The organism is Terrabacter sp. Soil810 (genome assembly GCF_001429645.1).
GTDB lineage: Bacteria > Actinomycetota > Actinomycetes > Actinomycetales > Dermatophilaceae > Terrabacter.
The window spans coordinates 837,591-860,172 of the sequence record NZ_LMSW01000011.1 but is presented as its reverse complement, the minus strand read 5'-3'; the positions used below and the strand labels follow the sequence as shown (position 1 = coordinate 860,172).

General features: G+C 72.3%; 23 protein-coding genes. 4 read left to right on the top strand and 19 right to left on the bottom strand.

Annotation, left to right across the window (positions count from 1 at the left end; all coding sequences use genetic code 11):
- Positions 1–26 precede the first annotated feature (26 nt).
- Entirely contained in the window at positions 27–977 is a 951-nt protein-coding gene (rpsB, locus tag ASG96_RS09890) for a 30S ribosomal protein S2 (protein ID WP_056753884.1), read from the bottom strand.
- Between the two features lie 285 nt (positions 978–1,262).
- Between rpsB and ASG96_RS24540 the strand changes: the two genes are divergently transcribed.
- From ASG96_RS24540 to ASG96_RS09875, 3 genes are all read left to right on the top strand, one after another.
- Positions 1,263–3,215, top strand: a complete 1,953-nt coding sequence (locus ASG96_RS24540) for a DUF6541 family protein (protein WP_057588383.1) — start codon at positions 1,263–1,265, stop codon at positions 3,213–3,215.
- A 246-nt stretch (positions 3,216–3,461) separates the two neighbouring features.
- Positions 3,462–4,634, top strand: a complete 1,173-nt coding sequence (locus tag ASG96_RS09880; RefSeq protein ID WP_057587844.1) for a pyridoxal phosphate-dependent aminotransferase — start codon at positions 3,462–3,464, stop codon at positions 4,632–4,634.
- Between the two features lie 169 nt (positions 4,635–4,803).
- Positions 4,804–5,343 (top strand): M23 family metallopeptidase, encoded by a 540-nt coding sequence (locus ASG96_RS09875; protein ID WP_057587843.1) that lies wholly within the window; start codon positions 4,804–4,806, stop codon positions 5,341–5,343.
- A 19-nt stretch (positions 5,344–5,362) separates the two neighbouring features.
- On the opposite strand, the gene ASG96_RS09870 is transcribed toward ASG96_RS09875, so the two are convergent.
- From ASG96_RS09870 to rplS, 9 genes are all read right to left on the bottom strand, one after another.
- The gene (locus ASG96_RS09870) at positions 5,363–6,292 is read right to left on the bottom strand and encodes a tyrosine recombinase XerC (RefSeq protein WP_057587842.1); all 930 of its coding nucleotides are present in this window, start codon (positions 6,290–6,292) and stop codon (positions 5,363–5,365) included.
- Positions 6,293–6,551: 259 nt separating this feature from the next.
- Positions 6,552–7,658: a DNA-processing protein DprA gene (gene dprA, locus ASG96_RS09865; protein ID WP_157610765.1), complete on the bottom strand. Its 1,107-nt coding sequence runs from the start codon at positions 7,656–7,658 to the stop codon at positions 6,552–6,554.
- Between the two features lie 66 nt (positions 7,659–7,724).
- On the bottom strand, positions 7,725–9,287 hold the full coding sequence (locus ASG96_RS09860; protein ID WP_057588382.1) for a YifB family Mg chelatase-like AAA ATPase: 1,563 nt from the start codon (positions 9,285–9,287) through the stop codon (positions 7,725–7,727).
- Complete coding sequence (locus ASG96_RS09855; protein WP_057587840.1) at positions 9,287–9,652, bottom strand: YraN family protein; 366 nt, start codon at positions 9,650–9,652, stop codon at positions 9,287–9,289. The genes ASG96_RS09860 and ASG96_RS09855 overlap by 1 nt, the downstream gene beginning before the upstream one ends.
- 102 nt (positions 9,653–9,754) lie before the next feature.
- Positions 9,755–10,075 (bottom strand): DUF2469 domain-containing protein, encoded by a 321-nt coding sequence (locus ASG96_RS09850; RefSeq protein ID WP_028785386.1) that lies wholly within the window; start codon positions 10,073–10,075, stop codon positions 9,755–9,757.
- Positions 10,072–10,842, bottom strand: a complete 771-nt coding sequence (locus ASG96_RS09845) for a ribonuclease HII (protein ID WP_056753871.1) — start codon at positions 10,840–10,842, stop codon at positions 10,072–10,074. The genes ASG96_RS09850 and ASG96_RS09845 overlap by 4 nt, the downstream gene beginning before the upstream one ends.
- Before the next feature lie 17 nt (positions 10,843–10,859).
- Positions 10,860–11,756, bottom strand: a complete 897-nt coding sequence (lepB, locus tag ASG96_RS09840) for a signal peptidase I (protein ID WP_056753868.1) — start codon at positions 11,754–11,756, stop codon at positions 10,860–10,862.
- Positions 11,756–12,496 carry a signal peptidase I gene (gene lepB, locus ASG96_RS09835; RefSeq protein WP_056753866.1) on the bottom strand — a complete coding sequence of 247 codons (741 nt, stop codon included), beginning with the start codon at positions 12,494–12,496 and terminating at the stop codon, positions 11,756–11,758. Before lepB (ASG96_RS09835) ends, lepB (ASG96_RS09840) begins: the two co-directional genes overlap by 1 nt.
- A gap of 42 nt (positions 12,497–12,538) precedes the next feature.
- On the bottom strand, positions 12,539–12,913 hold the full coding sequence (gene rplS / locus ASG96_RS09830; protein ID WP_056753862.1) for a 50S ribosomal protein L19: 375 nt from the start codon (positions 12,911–12,913) through the stop codon (positions 12,539–12,541).
- Between the two features lie 300 nt (positions 12,914–13,213).
- Between rplS and ASG96_RS09825 the strand changes: the two genes are divergently transcribed.
- Positions 13,214–13,972, top strand: a complete 759-nt coding sequence (locus tag ASG96_RS09825; RefSeq protein WP_056753859.1) for an ABC transporter permease — start codon at positions 13,214–13,216, stop codon at positions 13,970–13,972.
- A gap of 16 nt (positions 13,973–13,988) precedes the next feature.
- Here ASG96_RS09825 and trmD read toward each other — a convergent pair whose 3' ends face one another.
- The 9 genes from trmD to ffh form a co-directional block, all read right to left on the bottom strand.
- Entirely contained in the window at positions 13,989–15,182 is a 1,194-nt protein-coding gene (trmD, locus tag ASG96_RS09820) for a tRNA (guanosine(37)-N1)-methyltransferase TrmD (protein ID WP_057588381.1), read from the bottom strand.
- Positions 15,183–15,241: 59 nt separating this feature from the next.
- Positions 15,242–15,769: a ribosome maturation factor RimM gene (rimM, locus tag ASG96_RS09815; RefSeq protein ID WP_056753856.1), complete on the bottom strand. Its 528-nt coding sequence runs from the start codon at positions 15,767–15,769 to the stop codon at positions 15,242–15,244.
- Between the two features lie 130 nt (positions 15,770–15,899).
- Positions 15,900–16,142, bottom strand: a complete 243-nt coding sequence (locus tag ASG96_RS09810) for an RNA-binding protein (protein WP_020142764.1) — start codon at positions 16,140–16,142, stop codon at positions 15,900–15,902.
- A gap of 2 nt (positions 16,143–16,144) precedes the next feature.
- Positions 16,145–16,615, bottom strand: coding sequence for a 30S ribosomal protein S16 (rpsP, locus tag ASG96_RS09805; protein WP_056753854.1), 471 nt, complete (start codon positions 16,613–16,615; stop codon positions 16,145–16,147).
- A 215-nt stretch (positions 16,616–16,830) separates the two neighbouring features.
- A complete protein-coding gene (locus ASG96_RS09800; RefSeq protein WP_057587839.1) occupies positions 16,831–17,763 on the bottom strand; it encodes a GNAT family N-acetyltransferase in 933 nt (310 codons plus the stop codon).
- 16 nt (positions 17,764–17,779) lie between these two features.
- Complete coding sequence (locus tag ASG96_RS09795; protein WP_057587838.1) at positions 17,780–18,868, bottom strand: amidohydrolase family protein; 1,089 nt, start codon at positions 18,866–18,868, stop codon at positions 17,780–17,782.
- A 10-nt stretch (positions 18,869–18,878) separates the two neighbouring features.
- Positions 18,879–19,742, bottom strand: a complete 864-nt coding sequence (locus tag ASG96_RS09790; protein ID WP_057587837.1) for an alpha/beta fold hydrolase — start codon at positions 19,740–19,742, stop codon at positions 18,879–18,881.
- 31 nt (positions 19,743–19,773) lie between these two features.
- Complete coding sequence (locus ASG96_RS09785; protein WP_235509124.1) at positions 19,774–20,748, bottom strand: S1C family serine protease; 975 nt, start codon at positions 20,746–20,748, stop codon at positions 19,774–19,776.
- Between the two features lie 118 nt (positions 20,749–20,866).
- On the bottom strand, positions 20,867–22,510 hold the full coding sequence (ffh, locus tag ASG96_RS09780; protein WP_057587836.1) for a signal recognition particle protein: 1,644 nt from the start codon (positions 22,508–22,510) through the stop codon (positions 20,867–20,869).
- Positions 22,511–22,582: the final 72 nt, after the last annotated feature.

Sequence of the window (22,582 nt, the reverse complement as noted above, 5' to 3'; positions counted from 1 at the left end):
GGTGGTGAGGCTGGTGCGCGAGGCCGTCAGGCCTGCTCGGCACCGGCCGTCGCCTCGGCGGGAGCCTCGGTGGCCTCGGCGGCGGGAGCCTCAGCAGGAGCCTCGGTGGCCTCGGCAGCGGGGGCCTCGGCAGCCGGAGCCTCGGTGGCCTCGGCGGCGGGGGCCTCGGTCGCCTCGGCGGCGGGCGCATCGGCGGTCTCCGTGGAGGCAGCGGCGTCGGCGTAGAGCTCGCGCTCCCACTCGGCCAGCGGCTCCTCGGCCTGCGCGTCGCCACCGGACTTGCCGGACGAGCGCTGGACGAGACCGTCGGCGACGGCGTCGGCGATGACCCGGGTCAGCAGCGTGACGGAGCGGATCGCGTCGTCGTTGCCGGGGATCTTGTAGTCGACCTCGTCGGGGTCACAGTTCGTGTCGAGGATCGCGATGACCGGCAGGCCGAGCTTGCGGGCCTCGTCGACGGCGAGGTGCTCCTTCTTGGTGTCGACGATCCACACGGCCGAGGGGACCTTGGCCATCGTGCGGATGCCGCCGAGGGTGCGCTCGAGCTTGATCATCTCGCGCTTGAGGATGAGCAGCTCCTTCTTCGTGTAGCCCGAGCCGGCCACGTCGTCGAAGTTCAGCTCCTCGAGCTCCTTGAGGCGCGTGAGGCGCTTGGAGATCGTCTGGAAGTTGGTGAGCATGCCACCGAGCCAGCGGTGGTTGACGTACGGCATGCCGACGCGCGTCGCCTGCTCGGCGATGGGCTCCTGGGCCTGCTTCTTCGTGCCGACGAAGAGGATGGTGCCACCGTGGGCCACCGTCTCCTTGACGAAGTCGTACGCGTTGTTGATGTACGTCAGCGACTGCTGCAGGTCGATGATGTAGATGCCGTTGCGCTCGGTCATGATGAAGCGCTTCATCTTGGGGTTCCAGCGACGGGTCTGGTGCCCGAAGTGGACGCCGCTCTCGAGGAGCTGGCGCATGGTGACGACGGCCATGCCGTGTTCTCCCTTGGTTCGTTGTTGTCAGTTGTGCGTGGGCGCCGACGCCCGGCGGTCACGTCACAGACGTGGCCCGGCTGGCGGCATACGACCTCACTCCTGGCGCCTGACGCACCCCGCCCCGCCGCAAGCGGTGGGGACTGCCGTGGTGTGACCCGGTCCGGCGGACCGGCAGAAGACGCGCGAATTACGGTCCGTGCGACGAGCACACGGGACCGCCCACCATCGTACGTCCTGACCCGGGTTGTGGAGAAATCGTGGCGACCCGACACAATGGCCCGCATGGCGCACTGGGTGGACACGATCCCGGCCTTCGTCGTCCTCTCGGTGGTGCTCTTCCTGCCCGGCTGGCTGGTCGTGCGGGCCCTGGGCGCACGCGGCCTCGAGGCGCTGGCCGTCTCCCCGGCGGTCTCCGTCGGCCTCGTCGCGGTCTTCGCGACGGTCGCCCAGCGGGTCGGCGTGCGCTGGGGCCTGCTGCCGCTCCTCGTCGTCACGGCCGTCGCGGTGGCCGTCGCCTGGGGCGGGATGCGGCTGCTCGGTCGTGACGACCCGGAGCTCGGCGCGACCCGTCGCGTCTTCGGCCGCCCACGGCCGGACGCCGTCGTCGCCATCGCGATCGGGGCCGTCCTCGCGCTCGTGACGATCCTGCCCGCCATCGGGCGTCCCGACGAGCTCGTCGACTCCCCCGACGCCGTCTACCACCTGGGCCGCATCAAGACCTTCCTCGAGACCGGCAACTTCTCGATCGCCAACCCGACCTTCTACCCCAACGGCTTCCACTCGTGGATCGCGACCAGCCTCCTTCCCGGCGTCGCGGACGTGCTGCCCGGCACCAACGTCGCGACCATCGTGCTCGCGGCGCTCGTGTGGCCGATCGGCTGCGTGGCCCTCGTGCGCCACGCGCTCGGCACCTCCCGCCTCGTGACGTATGCCGCCGGGTTCTCCTCCGCGGCCTTCATCGCCTTCCCGACGATCCTCCTCGGCTGGGGCGTGCTGTGGCCCAACCTCATGGCGACCGCCCTGACACCCGGAGCTCTCGCCCTGATGCTCCAGGCTGCGAGGTCCCGGCGGATCGGGCAGTGGCTCGCGTTCGTCGCCGCCCTGCCGGGGCTCGCCCTGATCCAGCCCAACGCCCTCGTGGCCCTCGTGCTCTTCGCGCTCGTCTGGTTCGTCACCGCGCGGATCCGGGCAGGCCTGCTCCATCACGTCTCGTGGTGGGTCGTCGGGCGCGACCTCGCGATCGTCGCCGTCGTCGGTGTCGTCGGGCTCGTGGCCGCCCCGGTCGTCTCGGCCCAGCTGGCCTCCACCCAGTCCTACGAGTGGAAGGACCGCGTGTCGGCCTGGACCGCGCTCGTCGAGGTCGTCGGCGGTCGACTGCAGATCCCCGACCTGCTCTGGGGGCTCGTCCTGCTCATCGCGCTCGGCATCGGCTGGATCGCCCTGCGCGCGCGGGCTGCCCTGCCCGTCGTCGCCATGTGGGGCGCGTGCGTCGTCCTCTACGTCATGGCGGCGTCGTCGACGATGTCGTGGACCGCGCTCGTCACGGGCTACTGGTACAACGACAAGGTCCGACTGGCGTCGCTCGCCGCCGTCCCCGGCGTCGTGCTCGTCGCCGCCGCGGCCCCGGCGCTGCGCGAGCTGCTCCGCAAGGTGCCCGGGCTCGGGTCGCGGCCCGTCGTGGTGGGACTCGTCGCGGTGCTCGTCATCCCGGCACTCACACTCGGGCTCAACGGCGCGACCCGGCACCGGATGCTCACCGACTTCTTCCAGCCGAGCGACCCGAAGAAGGTCATCCTGTCGTTCGAGGGCCAGGACTCGCTGCGCCGGCTGAACTCCCTCGTCCCGGCCGGCCAGGGCGTCGTCGGACGTCCCGAGAACGGCTCGCCGCTCATGTGGCCGCTGTTCGGCACCAACACCCTCTACCGCTCGATCCCCATCCCCACGACCGGCGACGAGATCGTCATCGGCACCGGCTTCGACGACATGGCGAACCGACCGGACGTCTGCGCCGCCATGGCGCGCCACGACATCCGCTGGGCCGTCGACTCGACCCACGTCTACTGGCTCGACCGCCCGGAGCGGTCCTCCGGGCTCAAGAACCTGGCGGACGTCGACGGCGTCGAGCCCGTGCGGACCGACGGCGACTACACGCTCTACCGCGTCACCGGCTGCGGACTCGGCAGTGCGGCCACCCCCGCGGCCACCCCCGCGGCCACCCCCGCGGCGACCCCCTGACCCGGCCGGACGGCATACGCCAGGGATGATTCGTGCATCTCCTCGTGGACGCCCCGTAACGCTCTGGGCCCTCGCGCGATGGTGGGGGTGGAGATCCCACCCAGACCCCCTGACCGGGTGGGATCTCCACCTACGTCCCGCGGCAAGGACCCCTCCACAGCCGCTGCGGGACACAAGAGCCCCCGCCACGTGCCCCGGCGGGGGCTCTGCCACGTACCCGGGGGTGCCCGTGGCTACGCTCGGGCCATGAGCTCGCCGCTGATCACGCGCATGCAGCCCTTCGGGACGACGATCTTCGCCGAGATGTCGGCGCTCGCCGCCCGGACCGGCGCCATCAACCTCGGGCAGGGTTTCCCCGACACCGACGGGCCACGCGAGATGCTCGAGGCGGCCAAGGCCGCGATCGACGGGGGCCGCAACCAGTACCCGCCCGGCCCCGGCGTGCCCGAGTTGCTCGAGGCGGTCGCGGCGCACCAGGAGCGCTTCTACGGGATCTCGCTCGACCCCTCGTCGCAGGTGCTCGTCACCGCCGGCGCGACGGAGGCGATCGCGTCGGTCGTCCTCGCGCTCTGCGAGCCGGGCGACGAGGTCGTGACCTTCGAGCCCTACTACGACTCGTATGCCGCCACGATCGCCCTCGCGGGGGCGACGCGCCGCACGTCCGTCCTCCGCTTCCCCGACTTCGCGGTCGACGAGGCGTCGCTGCGGGCCGCCTTCTCGTCGCGGACCCGGCTCGTCCTGCTCAACACGCCGCACAACCCGACGGGCAAGGTCTTCACCCGGGCCGAGCTCGAGCTCGTCGCCTCGCTCGCGCGCGAGCACGACGCCTGGGTCGTGACGGACGAGGTCTACGAGCACCTCGTCTTCGATGACGCCGTGCACGTGCCGATGGCGACCCTGCCGGGGATGGCCGACCGCACCATCACGATCAGCTCGGGCGGCAAGACCTTCTCGGCGACCGGTTGGAAGGTCGGCTGGCTCTCCGGGCCCGCCGAGGCGGTCGCGGCTGCGCGCACCGTCAAGCAGTTCCTCACGTACGTCGCGTCCGGCCCGTTCCAGCCGGCTGTGGCCCTCGCCCTGGGGCTCGGCGACGAGGTGTATGCCGATCTGCGCCACTCGCTCCAGGCCAAGCGCGACCTGCTGTGCTCAGCGCTCGAGGCATCGGGTCTGCGGGTGGCGCGGCCGTCGGGGACCTACTTCGTCATCGCCGACGCAGCCCCGCTGGGTGCGGTCGACGGGCTGGAGTTCGCGCGCCGACTGCCCGAGATCGCCGGCGTCGTCGGAGTGCCGGTGTCCGTCTTCCACGACGACCAGGACGCGGCGCGCACGTTGGTCCGGTTCGCCTTCTGCAAGAAGGACGAGGTGCTGCTCGAGGCCAGCCGGCGCCTCGCCGCCGCGGGCACACCCACACCCCCCTGACCCCATACCCCCTGACCCCTCGAGTGAGCGCCCCACCCCACTCGAGTGAGCACTCTGCCCACGAGCCAGAGGCCGGCCGTCGTCCACATGTCCTCGCGAGACCTGATCCTCGTCCACAGGTGCGCTGACGCACCTCCCACCCCGGTTGAACGCGGACGACCATGAGGCCATGTCGATCGGTTCAGCACTGCTCAGCGCCGTCCTCGCAGCGGCGTCCGTGACGGGTGCGGGCACGATGCCAGCCGCGTCCGGGACCCCGCAATCCTTGGGTGGACTGCTCCCCTCCCGGACCGCGGCCGGTCGCTGGGCCTGGCCGCTCGACCCTCGTCCCGAGGTGGTGCGGCGCTTCGACCGCCCGGACCAGCCGTGGCTGCCCGGTCACCGAGGCGTGGATCTGGCTGCCTCTGCGGGACAGTCCGTCCGAGCACCGTCGGCAGGGCGGATCTCCTGGACCGGTGTCGTTGCCGGGCGGGCCGTCGTCGTCGTGACGCACGAAGACGGCCTGAGAAGCACCTTCGAGCCGGTCGCAGCGGCTCCACCTCTGGGCACCCCCGTCGCCCGCAGCGACATCGTGGGTGCCGTGATGTCGACCCCCGGTCACTGTGCGCCCCGAACCTGCCTGCACTGGGGCGTGCTGAGGGATGAGACCTACCTCGACCCGCTGTCGTTCGTCGGTCGAGCGCCCGTGGTCCTGCTCCCACTGCCCTGAGCTTTCGGACGTCGACCGGTCAGGCGCGGGGGTGAGCCTGCTCGTAGCTGCGTCGGAGCCGGTCGACCGAGACGTGGGTGTAGATCTGGGTCGTCGCGAGACTGGCGTGGCCGAGGATCTCCTGGACCATGCGAAGATCCGCGCCACCCTCGAGCAGGTGCGTGGCCGCGCTGTGACGCAGGCCGTGCGGGCCGAGGTCCGGCGCGTCAGGGAGGTGCGAGAGCAGCTCGTGCACAACCGACCGGACCTGGCGCGCGTCCACCCGGCGGCCCCGCCGTCCGAGGAACAGCGCGGGACCCGAGTGTTCACCCACCAGCCTCGACCGGACCGACAGCCAGCCCTCCATCGCACGGCCCGCAGGGGCGCCGAACGGCACGATGCGCTCCTTGGCACCCTTGCCCATGACGCGCACGACGCCCTGGGCCAGGTCCACGTCGTCGATGTCGAGCGCTGCGAGCTCACCCACTCGGATCCCGCTGGCGTACAACAGCTCGAGCACCGCACGGTCGCGCACGTGAACGGGGTCGTCGTCGTCGGCCCTCGTCGCAGCTAGGTCCAGCATCTCGGTCGCCTCGCCCTGGCGCAGGACGCCCGGAAGCGTGGCGTGCCGCTTCGGCGCGACCAGGCGCAGCGACGGGTCGGTGGGGATGCGGCCGGTGTGCTCGGCCCACCTGAGGAAGGTCCGGGCCGATGCGGCCCGACGGGCGATGGTGGAGCGCGCGGCGCCGGCGTCGGCCTGGATGCCCAGCCAGGCCCGGAGGTCGCCGATGCGCAGGTCGCCGATCTCGTCGATGCCTCGTGCGGCCGCGAAGGTGAGCAAGTGGCGGACGTCGCCGAGGTAGGCGCGGCGGGTGTGGACCGAGCGACCTCGCTCCGCCCCGAGGTGGCGCGAGTAGGCGTGGAGCAGCTCCGAGTGCCGTTCGAGCACGTCGGGCACGGCCTTCACCACATCCGTCACTCCCGCACCATCGCAAAGCGCCCGCCGCATGGCAAGCACCACACCGGGTCGAACCCCCGACCCCGGCCAGTCGCACCACCCCGTCGAGTGCCGCTTGGTCGCGTCCGTCACCGCCGTGGGGTGTGACGCGTGAGACGCATGGGCCACTCGAGTGGGACGGGGCGCTCACTCGAACGGGCCGGGCACTCACGTGAACGAGCCGGGCGCTCACTCGAGTGGGGCGGGCGCTCCCTCGAGCGGGGGCGGGCGGTCACCCGGACTTCGCGGAGCGGGGCTGGGGGCGCTTCCGCCACGTGCCGGCGGATTCCGTCACGAGGCCCAGCCGCTCGAGGCGTCCGAGCGCTGCCCGGACCATGAGCGGAGCGTGCGCGACCTGGCGGACGACCGCGTCGAGGGTGATAGCCGAACGGAAGGGCACGACCTCGAGAACCGACGCGTCCAGGGGCGGCAGGTCGTCCTCCGGCCGCACCGGCCCGCGGGCCGGCTCGCACGCGTCGTCGCCGAGATCGCCGACGAGGTCGATGACCTCGTCGGCGCTCGTGACGAGCACGGCCCGACCGTCGCGGATCTCCTGGTGGCAGCCGGCCGAGGTCATCGACGTCGTCGGTCCGGGCACGGCTCCGACGTGACGGCCGGCATCGATGGCGTGCTTGACGGTGTTGCGCGACCCGGAGCGCAGGTCGGCCTCGACGACGACCGTGCCTCGCGTCATCCCCGCGATCAAGCGGTTGCGTGCGAGGAACCGTGACTTCATCGGTGCCGACCCGGGAGCCACCTCGGAGACGACGAGCCCGTCGCGGGCGATGCGCGCGATGAGGGTTGCGTGTGCCGAGGGGTAGGGCCGCTCGACGCCGCCGGCGAGGACGGCGACCGTGGCGCCGTCGACGGCCAGAGCGCCGCGGTGCGCGCTGCCGTCGATGCCGAACGCCGCGCCCGACACGACCGCCCACCCTCGCTGGGCGACGCCGGCCGCGAGGTCGGCGGCCACCTGCTCGCCGTAGCCGGTGGCGGTCCGTGAGCCGACGATCGCGACGGAGCGCTCCACGGTCTCGGCGAGGTCGAGCGGTCCACGGACCCAGAGGCAGTACGGCGGCACCGGGATCTCGCTGAGGCGGTCGGGCCACTCGTCGTCGTCGGGCACGACGACGCGAGCGCCCACCTTCGCGGCGATGTCGAGGTCGCGCTCGGTGTCGACCGACGCCAGTCGCGCTCGGAACCTGGCGAGCGTGCCGTGACCGGCGCGGAGGCGCCCCAAGGTCTCGACGGCCCCCAGCTCGTCGATGAGACCGGGCACCTCCTTGTCGCACGGCTCCGCGACCCGGGACAGCGCCGCGCGAGCAAACCGGTCAGCGTCCACCTGGAACCCCCTGCGTGCTGATCGTGGGACGACCGGCGGCAGGCCGACGGTCCGGTGCAGCCGCCCTCATGCGGCCGCCCCGGCCCGGTGGCGCAGTGACAGCGCCAGGTCGACCTCCGCGCGCCCGGGCCGCTGCAGACCCATGACGTCGGCGATGGTCCAGGCGCACCGGAGCGTGCGGTCGTAGCCCCTGAGGCTGAGGGCCCCGCTCTCGAGGGCGCGGTCGAGGGTGGTCGTCGCTGAGGTCGGAAGCCGCCAGGGCCGGCCGCGCAGCACCGAGCCGGGGACGTCGGCATTGACGCCACGACGTCGTCCGAGCACCGCCCGCCAGCGCTCTCCCTGCGCGTCGCGGGCACCGGCCACCCGGGACGCCACCGCGGCGGAGGACTCGCCGGGTGCCGCCCCGGCCATCGAGAGCCCGGGAGGCTGGACGTGGACCTGGAGGTCGACCCGGTCGAGCAGCGGCCCGCTCAGCTTGCCGAAGTAGGACCGGCGCATCAGTGGGGTGCACGTGCAGTCGAGACCCTTGCCCCAGCCGTTGCCGCAGGGACACGGGTTGGCGGCGAGGACGAGCTGGAAGCGCGAAGGGAACGTCACGGTCTCCTGGGCGCGGGCGATGGAGACCGTCCCGCGCTCGAGCGGGGTGCGCAGCGACTGGAGCACGCCCTTCTCGAACTCTGGTGTCTCGTCGAGGAAGAGGACACCGCGGTGGGCCTGGGTGATGGCGCCGGGACGGATGTGCCCGCTGCCACCACCGATGACGGCGGCCTGCGAGGCACCGTGGTGGGGCGCGACGAAGGGGGGCCTCGAGATGAGCCGGACGTCCTCGCCGGCCCCGAGGGCGCCGAGCACCGAGTGGATCGCCGTGACCTCCATCGACTCGGCCTCGCCCAGCGCCGGCAGCAGTCCCGGCAGCCGCTCGGCCAGCATCGTCTTGCCGGCGCCGGGCGGCCCGGCGAGCAGGAGGTGGTGACCACCAGCGGCCGCGATCTCGAGGGCGAGCTTCGCGTCGGCCTGCCCGACGACCTCGCTGAGGTCGCGCACGGGCTCGGGCGGCGGCTCCACGGCGGCCGGCACCTGCACGTCCTCGACGCCTCTGCCCTTGCCCAGTGCGTCGTAGCGCCGGACGAGCTCGGGGACGTCGGCCACCGGATGCACCTGGACGCCGGACACGAGCCGGGCCTCACCGGCGTTGGCCACCGGCACGACGACGTGGCGCACGCCCGCCATGGCTGCCGTGCGCACGAGCGGCAGCACCCCCGGGACGGCGCGCACCGTGCCGTCGAGGCCCACCTCCCCGATGTGCACGACGTCGCGCACGACCGCGGTGGGCACGAGCCTCATCGCGGCGCCCACCGCGACGAAGATGGCGAGGTCGAACCCCGTGCCGACCTTGCGCTCCCCCGCCGGCGACAGGTTGACCGTGACCCGTCGCTGGCTCACCACCATGTCGTCGATGAGGCCGGCGGCCGCCTTGATCCGGTCGGACGACTGCTTCACCGCCGAGTCCCCGAGACCGCTGATCGCGAAGCCCGGCAGGCCCGGCGCCACATGGGCCTCGACGTCGACGACGAAGCCGGTGACGCCGCGCAGCCCCACCGACCGCGTGCGTCCGAGTCCCTGTCCCATCAGCACACCCCCCGCAGGTGCTGGAGCCGTGCCCGGCCACGTCGCGGCCGCAGGATCGAGATGACGTCGATGCGCAGGGCGAGACCGCGCGCGAGATCGTCGTGGTCGTCGCGCCAGAGTCCGGCCAGTCGTCGCAGGCGGCGCTGCTTGGCCCACGTCACGGCCTCGAACGGTGCGCCGTAGGCCTCGCTCGTGCGGGTCTTGACCTCGCAGACGACGAGCTCGCGGCCGTCGACGGCGACGACGTCGATCTCGCCCCGCACGCAGCGCCAGTTGCGGTCGAGGATCGTCAGGCCCTGGCCGAGCAGGTAGCGGCACGCGAGCCGTTCGCCGTAGTCGCCGAGGGCGCGGGTGGAGAGGTCCATGGCGACCACCCTCCCGGCACCGACCGGGCGGGGACACCCGTCAGCGCGAGGCTGTGGACGGCATACGCGATCGGCGAGGGGGTGTGGACGAACCCCGTGGGCTCAGCTGAAGTCGCCGTTCTCCGGCAGCTTGATGTCGGGCTTGGGCAGCTCCTCGACGTTGACGTCCTTGAACGTCACGACCCGCACGTTCTTGACGAAGCGCGCCGGCCGGTAGATGTCCCACACCCACGCGTCGGCCATCGTCACGTCGAAGAAGACCTCACCGCCGTCGGAGCGGACCTTCACGTCGACCGAGTTGGCGAGGTAGAAGCGGCGCTCGGTCTCGACGACGTGGGTGAAGAGGCCGACGACGTCGCGGTACTCCTTGTAGAGCTGGAGCTCCATCTCGGTCTCGTACTTCTCGAGATCTTCCGAACTCACCTGATCGCCGTCCCTGTCTGCTCTGCCGTGGTGGGCACCGGAGCGAACGTCTCCGTCCCCTCATTCAACACCTCGACCGGCGCATCGGAGTACACGCCGGGCAGACGCCACGAGCGCCGGTGCAGCTCGCACGGGCCGAGGCGCGCCAGCGCGTCCATGTGCTCGGGCGCGGAGTAGCCCTTGTTGAGCGACCAGCCGTATGCCGGGTGGCCGGCCGAGAGGGCCACCATCATCTCGTCGCGCTCCACCTTGGCCAGCACGCTCGCCGCGGCGACCGAGGAGCACTTCATGTCGGCCTTGATCATCGTCGTCACGGGCGGCGTCGTCGGACCGGAGTCGTCGGCGAAGGCGAAGAGCCCCACCTCGGTGGCGGCCGTCAGCCAGTCGTGGTTGCCGTCGAGGATGACGAGGTCGGGCACGACGCCGAGGCCGCCCAGCGCTCGCAGTCCGGCCAGGCGCAGCGCACCCATGATGCCGATCTCGTCGATCTCCTCGGGGCTGGAGTGCCCGACCGCGTAGGCGACGGCCCACCGCTGGATGCGCGGCACGAGCACCGTGCGGGCCCGCTCGGTCAGGAGCTTGGAGTCCTTGACGCCGATCGGCGCCGACCGCACGGTCTCGTCGATGACGACGACGCCGACGCTCACGGGGCCGGCGAGCGCGCCGCGTCCGACCTCGTCCATGCCGGCGAGCAGACGGTGACCGGAACGCTGCAGGGCGCGTTCGACCCGCAGCGAGGGCTTCTTGGAGGGTGCTGGTCGTGCCATGGTGACGCCCGCGCCGATCAGCCGGCCGCGACCTTCGTCGCCGTGGACGCGGGCTTACCGCTCTGGCTCGGGTTGACCGTCGCCTTGTTCGTCGGGGTGGTCGACGGCGTCGTGGGCGACGGCACCTGCGAGAAGGTGCGCTCGGGCACGCCGAGCCACGTGACGTGGTCGATCGGCCACACGACGAACAGGGCGCGGCCGACGATCTTGTCCATCGGCACGGAGCCCGTGGCCCCCGTGCCGTCGTCGTGCCAGCGGCTGTCGGAGGAGTCGGAGCGGTGGTCGCCCATGACCCAGACGCGGCCGGCGGGGACGGTGATGTCGAACTTCTTGCCCTCGCTCGGGTAGTCGCCCGGCTTGACGTAGGGCTCGGTGATCTCGACGCCGTTGACCTTGAGCTTGCCGGTGTCACCGTCGGCCTGGACGTGGTCGCCGGGCAGCCCGATGACGCGCTTGATGAGGTGGTTCTCGGAGTCCTCCGGCAGCAGGCCGACGAAGACGAGAGCGTCGTGGAAGGGACCGCCGACGGTGCTGTGCACCTCGGAGAGGTCGCCGAGCCAGGGGCTGGGCACACCGGGGTCCTCGAAGACGACGACATCGCCGCGCTTGAGGTCCAGGGGGCCTGGCGTCAGCTTGCTGACGATGACGCGGTCGTCCTTGACGAGGGTGTTCTCCATGGAGCCCGACGGGATGTAGAAGGCCTGGAAGAGCCACGTCTTGACCACGAAGGAGAGCGCCATGGCGAGGACCACGACGATGACGAGCTCCTTGGTGCCGGCGAGGATCGTCGCGCCGAAACCGCGGGGTTCGTCGTCGTAGTCGTCATCGAGGTCGTCGTCGTCGAGGTCACCGTCGGTGTCGTCAGCCGAGCGCCCGCGCGTCGGGTCCTCGGGGCGTCCGGTGTACTGCGACATCACTCACCATTTCGTGGGACGGAGGCAACTGGTCCTTGGTCGACCGATCCGAGCCGACCGAGCGGCCAGTATCGCACCCAAACCTTGCCGATGATGTCGTCCCCCGGGACCATGCCGCCACCCGGGTCGCCGAGGTGCGCCCGGGAGTCGGCGGACGAGCCGCGGTTGTCTCCCATGACCCAGAACCGGTCGGGTGGGACCGTCACGTCGAAGGACATGCTGCTCGGTTTCTGGCCGGGCGCGACGTAGGGCTCGGTGACGGCGACCCCGTTGACCTCGAGGCGTCCGTCGGCCGCGCAGCACCGGACGTGGTCGCCCGGCAGGCCGATGACGCGCTTGACGTAGTCGGTGGGCTGGCCCTTGCCGGCCAGGCTCTCGACCGCCTCGACGAGCGTCTGCACGATGCCGCGCTCCGGCACGCGCAGGTTGAACGCCTGGGACGCGTCGAAGACGACGATGTCGCCGCGCTGGAGGTCGGCCGGGGCCGTGGTGCGGCTGACGAGGATGCGGTCGCCGATGAGCAGCGTGTCCTGCATCGACTCGCTCGGGATGCCGAAGGGCGTGACGAGGAAGGCCCGGATGACGACGATCGCGAGCAGCAGGAGCGCGGGACCGAGCAGCCACCGGTGACGCCGCGCCGCGGCATACGCCGCTGGGGCACCCGGGCGCGACGAAGGCGCGGCGGATCCCGTCTCTGGCGGCGTCCCGGATGTCTCCGGGACGGCCCGCTCGGGGTCCACCGCGCCTCGCGTGACTAGACGGACGGCTGCGTCAGCAGGTCGTCAGCTCTTGGCGCCGGTCTTGGCCGGGATGCTGTCGCGCTTCTCGCGGATCTTGGCGGCCTTGCCGCGCAGACCACGGAGGTAGTAGAGCTTCGCGCGACGGACGTCACCGCGGGTGACGACCTCGATCTTGTCGATGACCGGGGTGTGCACCGGGAAGGTGCGCTCGACGCCGACACCGAAGGAGATCTTGCGGACCGTGAAGGTCTCGCCGATGCCGCCGCCGTGGCGACGGATGACGATGCCCTGGAACACCTGGACGCGCGAGCGCGTGCCCTCGATGACCTTGACGTGGACCTTGAGGGTGTCGCCGGCGCGGAACTCGGGAACGTCCGAGCGCAGCGATGCGGCGTTGATCTCGTCAAACGTGTGCATGATGCTTCGCTTTCCTGGGTGCCACAGGCCACTCGTCACAAAGGTGTGGGTCGCGTCCGTCGGGCCGCGTCGAGTCACCGGTGGATCTGGTCGAGCTCGGTGGTGACCCGACTCCCCCTGTGGCAGGGGCCGTCGTGTGCCGGACGCAAGGAGCAAGTCTGCCAGAGCACACGGCATACCAGAAATCGGCGCCCACCTGACCGCGCCTGCCGACCCGACCGCCGGCCCGGTCGCCGACCCCGGCCGCCGACCCGGTCGGGGTGCCGCTGGCGGCGGCGGTCGGTGCCCTAGCGTGGGCCCGTGGACGTCTCCCCCGGCTGGCCCGTGGCCCTGTGCCTCGTCATCCTCCTTGCGGTGACGGTCGTCGCCAACCGCCTCGGCGGCATCGGCCTCGGTCGAGCGTCGGTGGTCGCCGGTGCGCGCGCCGTCGTGCAGCTCTCGCTCGTCGCGCTCATCATCACCGCGGTCGTGGGCTCGCTCTGGCTCTCGTTCGTCGCCGTCTTCGTCATGTTCGCGATGGCGGTCGTGACGACGTCCAGGCGCGTCGACGCACCCCGCACGTGGCCGTGGGCCGCCGCGGCGATGGCGTGCGGCGTGGTGCCGGTCGTGGCCATCGTGCTGGCCACCGGCTCGGTGCCGCTGACGGGCATCGCGGTGATCCCGATCGCGGGCATCGTCATCGGCAACACGATGACGGTGCACACCCTCGTCGGCCGGCGCACCTTCGCGGCGCTGCGTGAGGAGCACGGGCAGTACGAGGCGTCGCTGTCGCTCGGTCTCACCTCGAGCCAGGCCATCGACGAGATCATCGCCCGCCGGGTGCCCGAGGGCATCGTCCCGAGCCTCGACCAGGTGCGCACGTCGGGCATCGTCACCCTGCCCGGCGCCTTCATCGGCGTCATGCTCGGCGGCGGCAGTGCCGTCCAGGCCGCGACGGCGCAGGTGCTGGTCCTCTTCGCGATCATGGCGACGCAGTCGATCACCGCCGGCGTGCAGGCCTCGCTCATCCGCCGCCGCCTCCTGCTGCCCGCCGACCTCGGCGCCGCCCTCGTGTCGTGACGGAGGGCCGCCCGCGTCAGCCGCGGCGACGCTTGACGAGCGTGACCGCCCCCGGGATGGGCGCGGGCGCGTCGACGAGGCGATAGCCAGCCTTCTTGTACATCCGCAGGTTGTCGGCGCTGCGCGCGCCCGTGTTGAGCGTGAAGGTGCGTATGCCGTCCGGCGCGGTCGACTCGGCGTGCTCGAGGAGGCGTCGGCCGAGTCCGCGACCCTGCAGGTCGGGGGCCACGCAGAGGCGTCCCACGAACCAGTCGTCACCGTCGGGGCCGCCCCGGACCGTGCGGACCGCGCCGACGAGCCGCCCGCCGCTGCGGGCGACCCAGGTCTGCGTCGTGTCGAGGCTCGCCCGGACGTCGTCGAGGCTCTCGAGCAGGGCCGGGATGTCGAGGGTGTCGTTGGCGAGGGCCTCCTGGACCCAGCACGCCCGCATGAGCACGGCGAGCTCGGGGACGTCGCCCGGCGTCGCGGCGCTGATCACGACGTCCCCCCCGTCCGAGTCCGCGTGCGAGGCGTGGAGCAGGTCGGGCCGGCGGGCTGCGGTGCGCGCGAGCCGCTGCTCGTGGCGCCAGGCGGCGATCGCCCCGTGGTTGCCCGAGAGGAGCACCGGCGGGACGTCGCGGCCGTTCCACGCGGCGGGCTTGGTGTAGATGGGGTACTCGAGCAGGCCGTCCTCGTGGGACTCCTCGACGAGGGACACGGCGTTGCCGATGACGCCCGGCACGAGCCGCCCGACGGCCTCGACCATCGCGAGCACGGCCACCTCGCCGCCGTTGAGGACGTAGTCACCGAGGCTCACGACGGAGACCTCGAGGCCGAGGTCCTCGCGGGCGTGGTCGTAGACGCGCTCGTCGATGCCCTCGTAGCGTCCGCAGGCGAAGGCGAGCCACGGCTCGTGCGCGAGCTCGCGTGCGAGTGCCTGGGTGAACGGCTGCCCACCGGGGCCGGGGACGATGAGCCGCGGCTTCGCGGCCGACGGGTTGTCCTGTGCGAGAACGTGGCCGAGCGCCTCCGACCACGGCTGCGGCTTCATGACCATGCCCGCTCCGCCGCCGTACGGGGTGTCGTCGACGGTGCGGTGGCGGTCGTGTGTGAAGTCGCGCAGGTCGTGGACGCGGACGTCGAGGAGGCCGTCCTCGCGCGCCTTGCCGATGAGCGACAGGTCGAGCGGGGCGAGGTAGTCGGGGAAGATCGAGACGACGTCGACGCGCATGGCCGGACGCGTGTCGGGACGCGTGTCGGGACGCGGGTCGGGACGCGGGTCGGGCACGGTCACTCGGTGCCCTCGCGGTAGAGGTCGAAGAGCCCGGGCGGCGGGTCGACGACGACGTGGTCGTCGGCGACGACGGGCACGATGCGCTTGACGAACGGGACGTAGGCCGTGACGCCGTCGGTGAGGGTGATGACGAGCCGGTCCTGGGCGGGGCCGATCTCGAGGCCGCTCACGGTGCCGACGGTCTCGCCGCTCGGGTCGCGGGCCTCGAGCCCGACGAGGTCCTCCTCGTAGAAGGCCTCGTCCTCGGCCTGGGGGTTCGACTCGGGTAGCACGAGCCGCGTGCCGCGCAGGCTCTCGGCGCCGGCGCGGTCGGGGATCTCCTCGAAGGTGATGAGCCAGATGCCGCGGTGCACCCGCGTCGACGCGATGGTCAGCGCGGTCGGCACACCGGACCCCGGCTCGGCCTCGGTCGCGATGACGGTGCCGACGGCGAAGCGGGTCTCGGGGTCGTCCGTGTGCAGCTGGACGGTCACCTCTCCCCGCAGACCGTGGGGCTTGCCGATGCGGGCGAGGACGACGTTCATGAGCCGAATCCTCTCAGGTTTGGCGACCGTCGGAGACCGGTGCGCGAAGGACGGGCGCGGGGACGCGAGAGGGGCGTCCCGGTCATCCGGGACGCCCCTCTCGGGTGACTCGCGTGGGAGTCGTCAGCGCTCAGCGCACGCGGTCGGTGTCGACGATGTCGACGCGCACGTTGTTGTTGCCCGCGAGGGCGCCGACGACGGTGCGCAGCGCGCTCGCCGTGCGGCCGGAGCGGCCGATGACGCGGCCGAGGTCGTCGGGGTGGACCCGGACCTCGAGCAGCTCACCGCGGCGGAGCTCCTTGCGGACCACGACGACGTCCTCGTCGTGGTCGACGATGCCCTTGACGAGGTGCTCGAGCGCCTCCTCGAGCATGCTCAGGCCTCGGCCTTCGCGGTGTCGTCGCCGGCGGCCTCGGCCGGAGCCTCGGTCGCCTCGTCGGCCTTGGGCTCGTCGGCCTTCGCCTCAGCCTTGGGCTCGGCCTTCTTGGCGGCCTTCTTGCGCGGCGTCGGGCCGTCGGTGCCGGCGTCGTTCTTGCCACCGGCAGCGGCGATCGCGGCCTCGTAGAGGTCCTTCTTCGGCGTCTTCGGCTCCTTGGTCTGGAGCTTGCCCCCGTCGACGATCTTGATGAGCGCCGCGACGGCCTCGGTCGGCTGCGCGCCCTGGCCCAGCCAGTAGTGCGCGCGCTCGATGTCGATGTCGATGAGCGACGGCTGCTCGGTGGGGTGGTACTTGCCGATCTCCTCGATGGCACGGCCGTCACGCTTGGTGCGCGAGTCCATGACGACGACGCGGTAGTACGGTGCACGGATCTTGCCCATGCGCTTCAGACGGATCTTGACTGCCATGGTGGCGGTCTCCTCAACCAGTAGTGAGCGCGGCGAGACCGACTGGGTTCAGCCGGGGTGCCGACGCTCGGTGTGTAGGCGTCCGGTCCAGCCGTTGGGGGCCGGACGGGTACAGCCCTCCATTCTGCCAGACCGGACGGGGTGCTCCGGACACGCACCCCGCAGACGGCGTCCCCACGCCTGCGACCACCGATGGCGTATGCCGTCCGCATCGCTCAGGCGTGGGCCGCCCGGACCGCGAGGGCGTGGCGCACGACCTCGCGCCGGGACACGTCGGTGGCACCCTCGAGCACCGGCACCCCGGAGGGCTCGAAGCCCGCGCGGGCCAGTCCCATCCGCAGCTCGGTGCCGGTGAGCCGGCACTCGACGACCCCGCCGACGGGCGAGACGCGGAGCAGCTCGAACAGCGTCGCCGTGCTCTCGACGATCGATGACGAGTAGAGCGGGATGCCGAGCTCGGCCGCCAGCGCCGAGGCGAGGCTCGTGCCGCCGTAGGCGCCGTAGGCCGCCGGCCCCGAGCCGCTGACGACGCAGGCGATGCGCCGGTGGCCGTGCGGGCGGTAGGGCGCGGCGGGCCAGTCGGTGGACAGCATCGTGAAGCGGTCGTGGTCGCGCCAGTCGCGGCGCCCGTCGACGCCGGGCAGGTGCAGGAAGTCGCGCGAGAAGCCCTCGTGGACGAAGCCGAGCGAGCGCACGAGCCCGGCCGAGCGGTGGTTCGCCGGCTGGATGTTCGCCTCGACGCGGTGCAGGCCCATGCCGTGCGGCTGGTCGGCGAAGACGAGGTCGAGCGTGAGGCGCAGCCCTTCGACGAACAGACCGCGGCCGGCATACGGGTCGTAGGAGTCGTATCCCACGGTCGCGCTGCGGAAGGCCCCCTCGACGACGTTGGCGACGTTGATGCGGCCGACGAGGCCGTGCGACCCCTCGGCGTCGAGGGCGTGCACCATGAAGGTGCGGTAGGTCGGCGACTGGTTGTCGAGGACGACCGGCAGGTTGTGCGGGTTGGGCATCGCGAAGTCCGCGAGGCGCCGCTCCGAGAGGGTCACGGCCGCGGCATACGGCTCGATGTCGGCCGACGACGGGGGCCGCACCTCGACGCGCTCGCCCGCTGCGGTGAGCGGCGGCTCGTCGGGAGCGGACTCGGACATGGGCTCGGACTGGTGCTCAGGCGACAACGCGACCTCGCAGCACGACGCCGCTCGGGTCGGCGACGACGGTGACGTCGGCGAGCGGGTCCGACGCGTAGACGACGAGATCGGCGTCCTCACCCTCGACGATGCCGGGTCTGCCGAGCCATTCGCGCGCTCCCCACGTCGCGGCCGCGACGACCTCGGCGTTCGTGAGTCCCGCCTTCGTGAGCTCGACCATCTCCTGCGCGACGAGACCGTGCGGGAGGCTGCCGCCGGCGTCGGTGCCGACGTAGATCGGCACGCCCGCCTCGTGCGCCGCCCCGACCGTGGCGTAGCGCCGTTCGTGCAGGTCGAGCATGTGGCGGTGGTAGTCGGGGAACTTCGCCTTGGCCGGCTCGGCGAGGTCGGGGAACTGGGCGATGTTGACGAGGGTCGGCACGATGGCGATGCCCTGGGCGGCGAAGGTGTCGATGGAGTCCTCGCGCAGGCCGGTCGCGTGCTCGATGCAGTCGATGCCGGCGGCCGCGAGATCGCGCAGCGACTCCTCGCCGAAGCAGTGGGCCGTGACACGCACGCCCTCCTCGTGGGCGGCCGCGATCGCGTCGGCGACGGCCTGGCGCGACCAGCTGGGTGCGAGGTCGCCGACGTCGCGGTCGATCCAGTCACCGACGAGCTTGACCCAGCCGTCACCGCGGTGCGCCTCGAGCCGGACGTGGCGGACGAGCTCGTCCTCCTCGACCTCGTGGGCGTAGTTGCGGATGTAGCGCCGCGTGCGGGCGATGTGCCGCCCAGCGCGGATGATCTTGGGGAGGTCGTCACGCTCGTCGACCCAGTGGGTGTCGCCGGGCTGGCCGGCGTCGCGGATGAGGAGCGTGCCGCGGTCGCGGTCGGTCATCGCCTGCTGCTCGGCCTCGTCGCGTGGCACGCCGCCGTGGGGCCCGAGACCGACGTGGCAGTGGGCGTCGACGAGCCCCGGGAGCACCCAGCCCTCGAGCGTCTGCTCGTCGGTCCGGTCGGTCGGCGGCGTGAACGAGACGCGCCCCCCGATGACCCACAGCTCGTCGACGACATCGTCGGGACAGACGAGCACCCGACCGCGGACGTGGAGCACCGGTGCACTCATGGCACCGACCCTAACCTCCGTCCCGCGCCAGATCCGTGAGGACGTCGGCCCAGTGCGCCATGAGCGTCGCGAGGTGTCCGGCACCCTCGCGGACGACGAGCCGCGACGTCGGCAGGTGCGCGTGCAGCCACCACCCGTGCTCCAGCCCGACCGTGCGGTCGCGGTCGCCGTACCAGAGGTGGACCGGTGCGCGGACGTCGTCGAGCGCGACGTCCCAGCCCGCGGTGAAGGCGAGCGCGTCGCGCGACACGCCGCGGAAGGACGGCACGCCCGGTCGGCCGCTCGCGGTCCAGGGCTCGAGAATCTCGGGCGAGACGAAGCCACCCACGCGCACCGCCGGCGCACGAGCGGTGCGACCACCCGGCCCGCTCTGCTGGGCGCGGTCGGTCATCGCGCCGTCCTGGAGGTCGATGGCCGCGTCGACGTCCCCGGCGAGTGCCGCACGGACCGCGGGGTCGTCGGCAGCGGCAGGGTCGAGCTCGAGCAGCGGTCCGATGCCGGCGACGACCCCGACCACGCGCACCCGGTGCGGCAGGACGGCTGCAGCGGCGACGGCATACGGCCCTCCCCCGGAGACGCCGAGCACGGCGAACGCGTCGAGCCCGAGCACGTCGGCGACCGTCCCGGCATCCCTGCCCACCGACGACAGGGTGGTGCGGGCGTCCGTCGACCCGCCGTAGCCGGGCCGCGAGAACGCGATCAGCCGCACCCCGGCGCGCGCCGCCGCACCGTCGCCGAGCGCGGCCTGCAGCCGGCCACCCGGCGTGCCGTGGAAGAAGACGAGCGGCCTGCCGAGCGGGTCGCCGCCCTGCCACACGTCGAGGCGCCGCCCGTCCGGCAGCCGCACCCGCGAGCGCCCGTCGGTGGTGACCACGACCCGAGCGTAGGCCGCCCGTCCCTCTCCGTCACCCGCGCAGCAGCCGCGGCACGGCGCGGACGTCGACGAGTGCAGCTCCCCGGAGGACGGTGACCTCGATCGGGCGCCCGATCGCCTCGTCCAGCAGGATCCGCTGGAGCGACTGTGCGTCGGACAGCGGTCTGCCGTCCGCGGCGACGACGACATCGCCCCGGATCAGGCCGGCGTGCTCGGCCGGGCTGTCCGGGACGACCTCCGCGATGCGCAGCGCGGTGCGCCGGCCCAGTCGGGCCGCGACCTCGTCGGTCACCGGCACCGGGACCGTGACGAGTCCGAGGTAGGCGCGGCGGACGTGCCCGTCCTCGACGAGGGCCTCGATGATCCGTCGGGTCGTCGCGTTGATGGGGACCGCGAGACCGAGCCCGATCCCGGCGACCGCCGTGTTGATGCCGACGACGCGGGCCCGTGAATCGGCCAGCGCGCCGCCGGAGTTGCCCGGGTTGAGGAGGGCGTCGGTCTGGATGACGTCCTCGACGAAGCGGGACGCGCTGCCGGACCGGGTCGGCAGCGAGCGACCGAGCGCGCTGACGACGCCCGCGGTGACACTGCCCTCGAGCCCGAGCGGGTTGCCGATGGCGACGACGACCTGCCCGACCCTGAGCCGGTCGGCGTCGCCGAACTCCGGAGGGAGCGTGAGTTCCTCCTCGGCGCGCACGACGGCCAGGTCCGAGAGCGGGTCCGCGCCGACGAGGTGAACCGGAACGGACCGGCCGTCGGAGAAGTTCGCCGTTCCGTGGTCGACGCCGTGCACGACGTGGGCGTTGGTCAGGAGCAGGCCGTCGGCGGTCAGCGTCACTGCGGAGCCCCCGCCCTCGACGGCGCCGCCCCGGACCGGTCGGCTGACCCGGAGGCTCGCGACGAGCGGCGTGAGCCGGGCGGCCACGGTGCTCACCGTGCGCGAGTACGCGTCGAGGCCGTCGCCGTCGCCCGGGTCAGCGGGCGCCGTCATCTCGAAGCGCGCCATCACCCCTCCTCGCGGGACCCGGACACCCACGTCCCGTGGCCCCAGAGTGGTCAGCGCGCAGCGCACGACCGGCATTCCCGCGGGGAGAGGGGATGCCGGAGGCGTGGGGCCGGAACGCTCAGCGGCCTCCGCCGAGGAACTTCTCGAAGCCCTTGGGCAGGTTCGACGGGTCGAAGCCGGCCAGCGGGTCGGCGTCGTCGCCGGCACCGGCCCCGGCCCCGTTGGCACCAGGCGCACCGAAGGCGCTCGCAGCTGAGGCGGCCCGGCCCGAGGCGGCCTTCTCCGCGGCAGCCCGCTCCTCCGCCGCGCGCTTGGCGGGGTTGCCGCTCTTGCTCTTCTTGCGCTGCGGCTGCTGCTGCTTGCCGCGCTTGCCGGTGCCGGGGATGCCGGGCATTCCCGGCAGGCCGCCACCGCCTCCGCGAGCCATCGACTTCATCATCTTCTGGGCCTGGCCGAAGCGTTCGAGCAGCTGGTTGACCTCGGTGACCGTGACACCGGAGCCCTTGGCGATGCGGGCGCGGCGCGAGCCGTTGATCTGCTTGGGGTGGGTGCGCTCGAACGGCGTCATCGAGCGGACCATGGCCTCGACGCGGTCGAACTCGCGGTCGTCGAAGGCGTCGAGCTGGTCACGCATCCCCTGCATGCCCGGCATCATCTTGAGCATCGACTTGAGCGAGCCCATCTTCTTGATGGCGTTCATCTGCGAGAGGAAGTCCTCGAAGGTGAAGTCCTCCTCCGCGAGGAACTTGCGGGCCATCTCGTCGGCCTCGCGCTTGTCGAACGCGCGCTCGGCCTGCTCGATGAGCGTCAGGACGTCACCCATGTCGAGGATGCGGCTCGCCATGCGGTCGGGGTGGAAGACCTCGAAGTCGGTGACCTTCTCACCGGTCGAGGCGAACATGATCGGCTCGCCGGTGATCTCGGCCACCGAGAGGGCCGCGCCGCCGCGGGCGTCGCCGTCGAGCTTGGACAGGACGACGCCGGTGAACGCGACGCCCTCGTGGAAGGCCTGGGCCGTCTCGACGGCGGCCTGGCCGATCATCGCGTCGATGACGAAGAGGACCTCGTCGGGCGAGATCGCCGCGCGGATGTCGGAGGCCTGCTGCATGAGGTTGGCGTCGACGGCGAGCCGGCCGGCGGTGTCGACGATGACGACGTCGTACTGCTTGGCCCGGGCGTGCTCGATGCCCATCCGCGACACGGTGACGGGGTCGCCGAACGACCGGGTGCCCTCGCCGGAGTCGAGGACGGCGTCGTGGCCGCCCATGTTGCCGCGCTCGGGTGCGAAGACGGGGACGCCGGCGCGCTCACCGACGACCTCGAGCTGGGTGACGGCGTTGGGGCGCTGGAGGTCGGCCGCGACGAGGAGGGGCGTGTGGCCCTGGCCCTTGAGCCACGTACCGAGCTTGCCGGCGAAGGTCGTCTTGCCCGAGCCCTGGAGGCCGGCGAGCATGATCACCGTCGGCGGCTGCTTCGCGAAGCGGATCGTGCGCGTCTGCCCGCCGAGGATGGCGACGAGCTCCTCCTGCACGATCTTGACGACCTGCTGGGCCGGGTTGAGGGCCTGGCTGACCTCGGCACCGAGGGCGCGCTCGCGCACCGCCCCGGTGAACCGCTTGACGACGGGCAGGGCGACGTCGGCGTCGAGCAGGGCGAGGCGGATGTCTCGGATCGTCGCGTTGACGTCGGACTCCGTGAGCCGGCCCTTGCCGCGGAGGTTCTTGAACGTCGCGGTCAGGCGGTCAGACAGGGATGCAAACACCCGGCAAGGTTATCCGCTCCGCCGACCACTTCCGACTCGGTGGCCTCCCGCGGGCCCGACGGCGTATGCCGC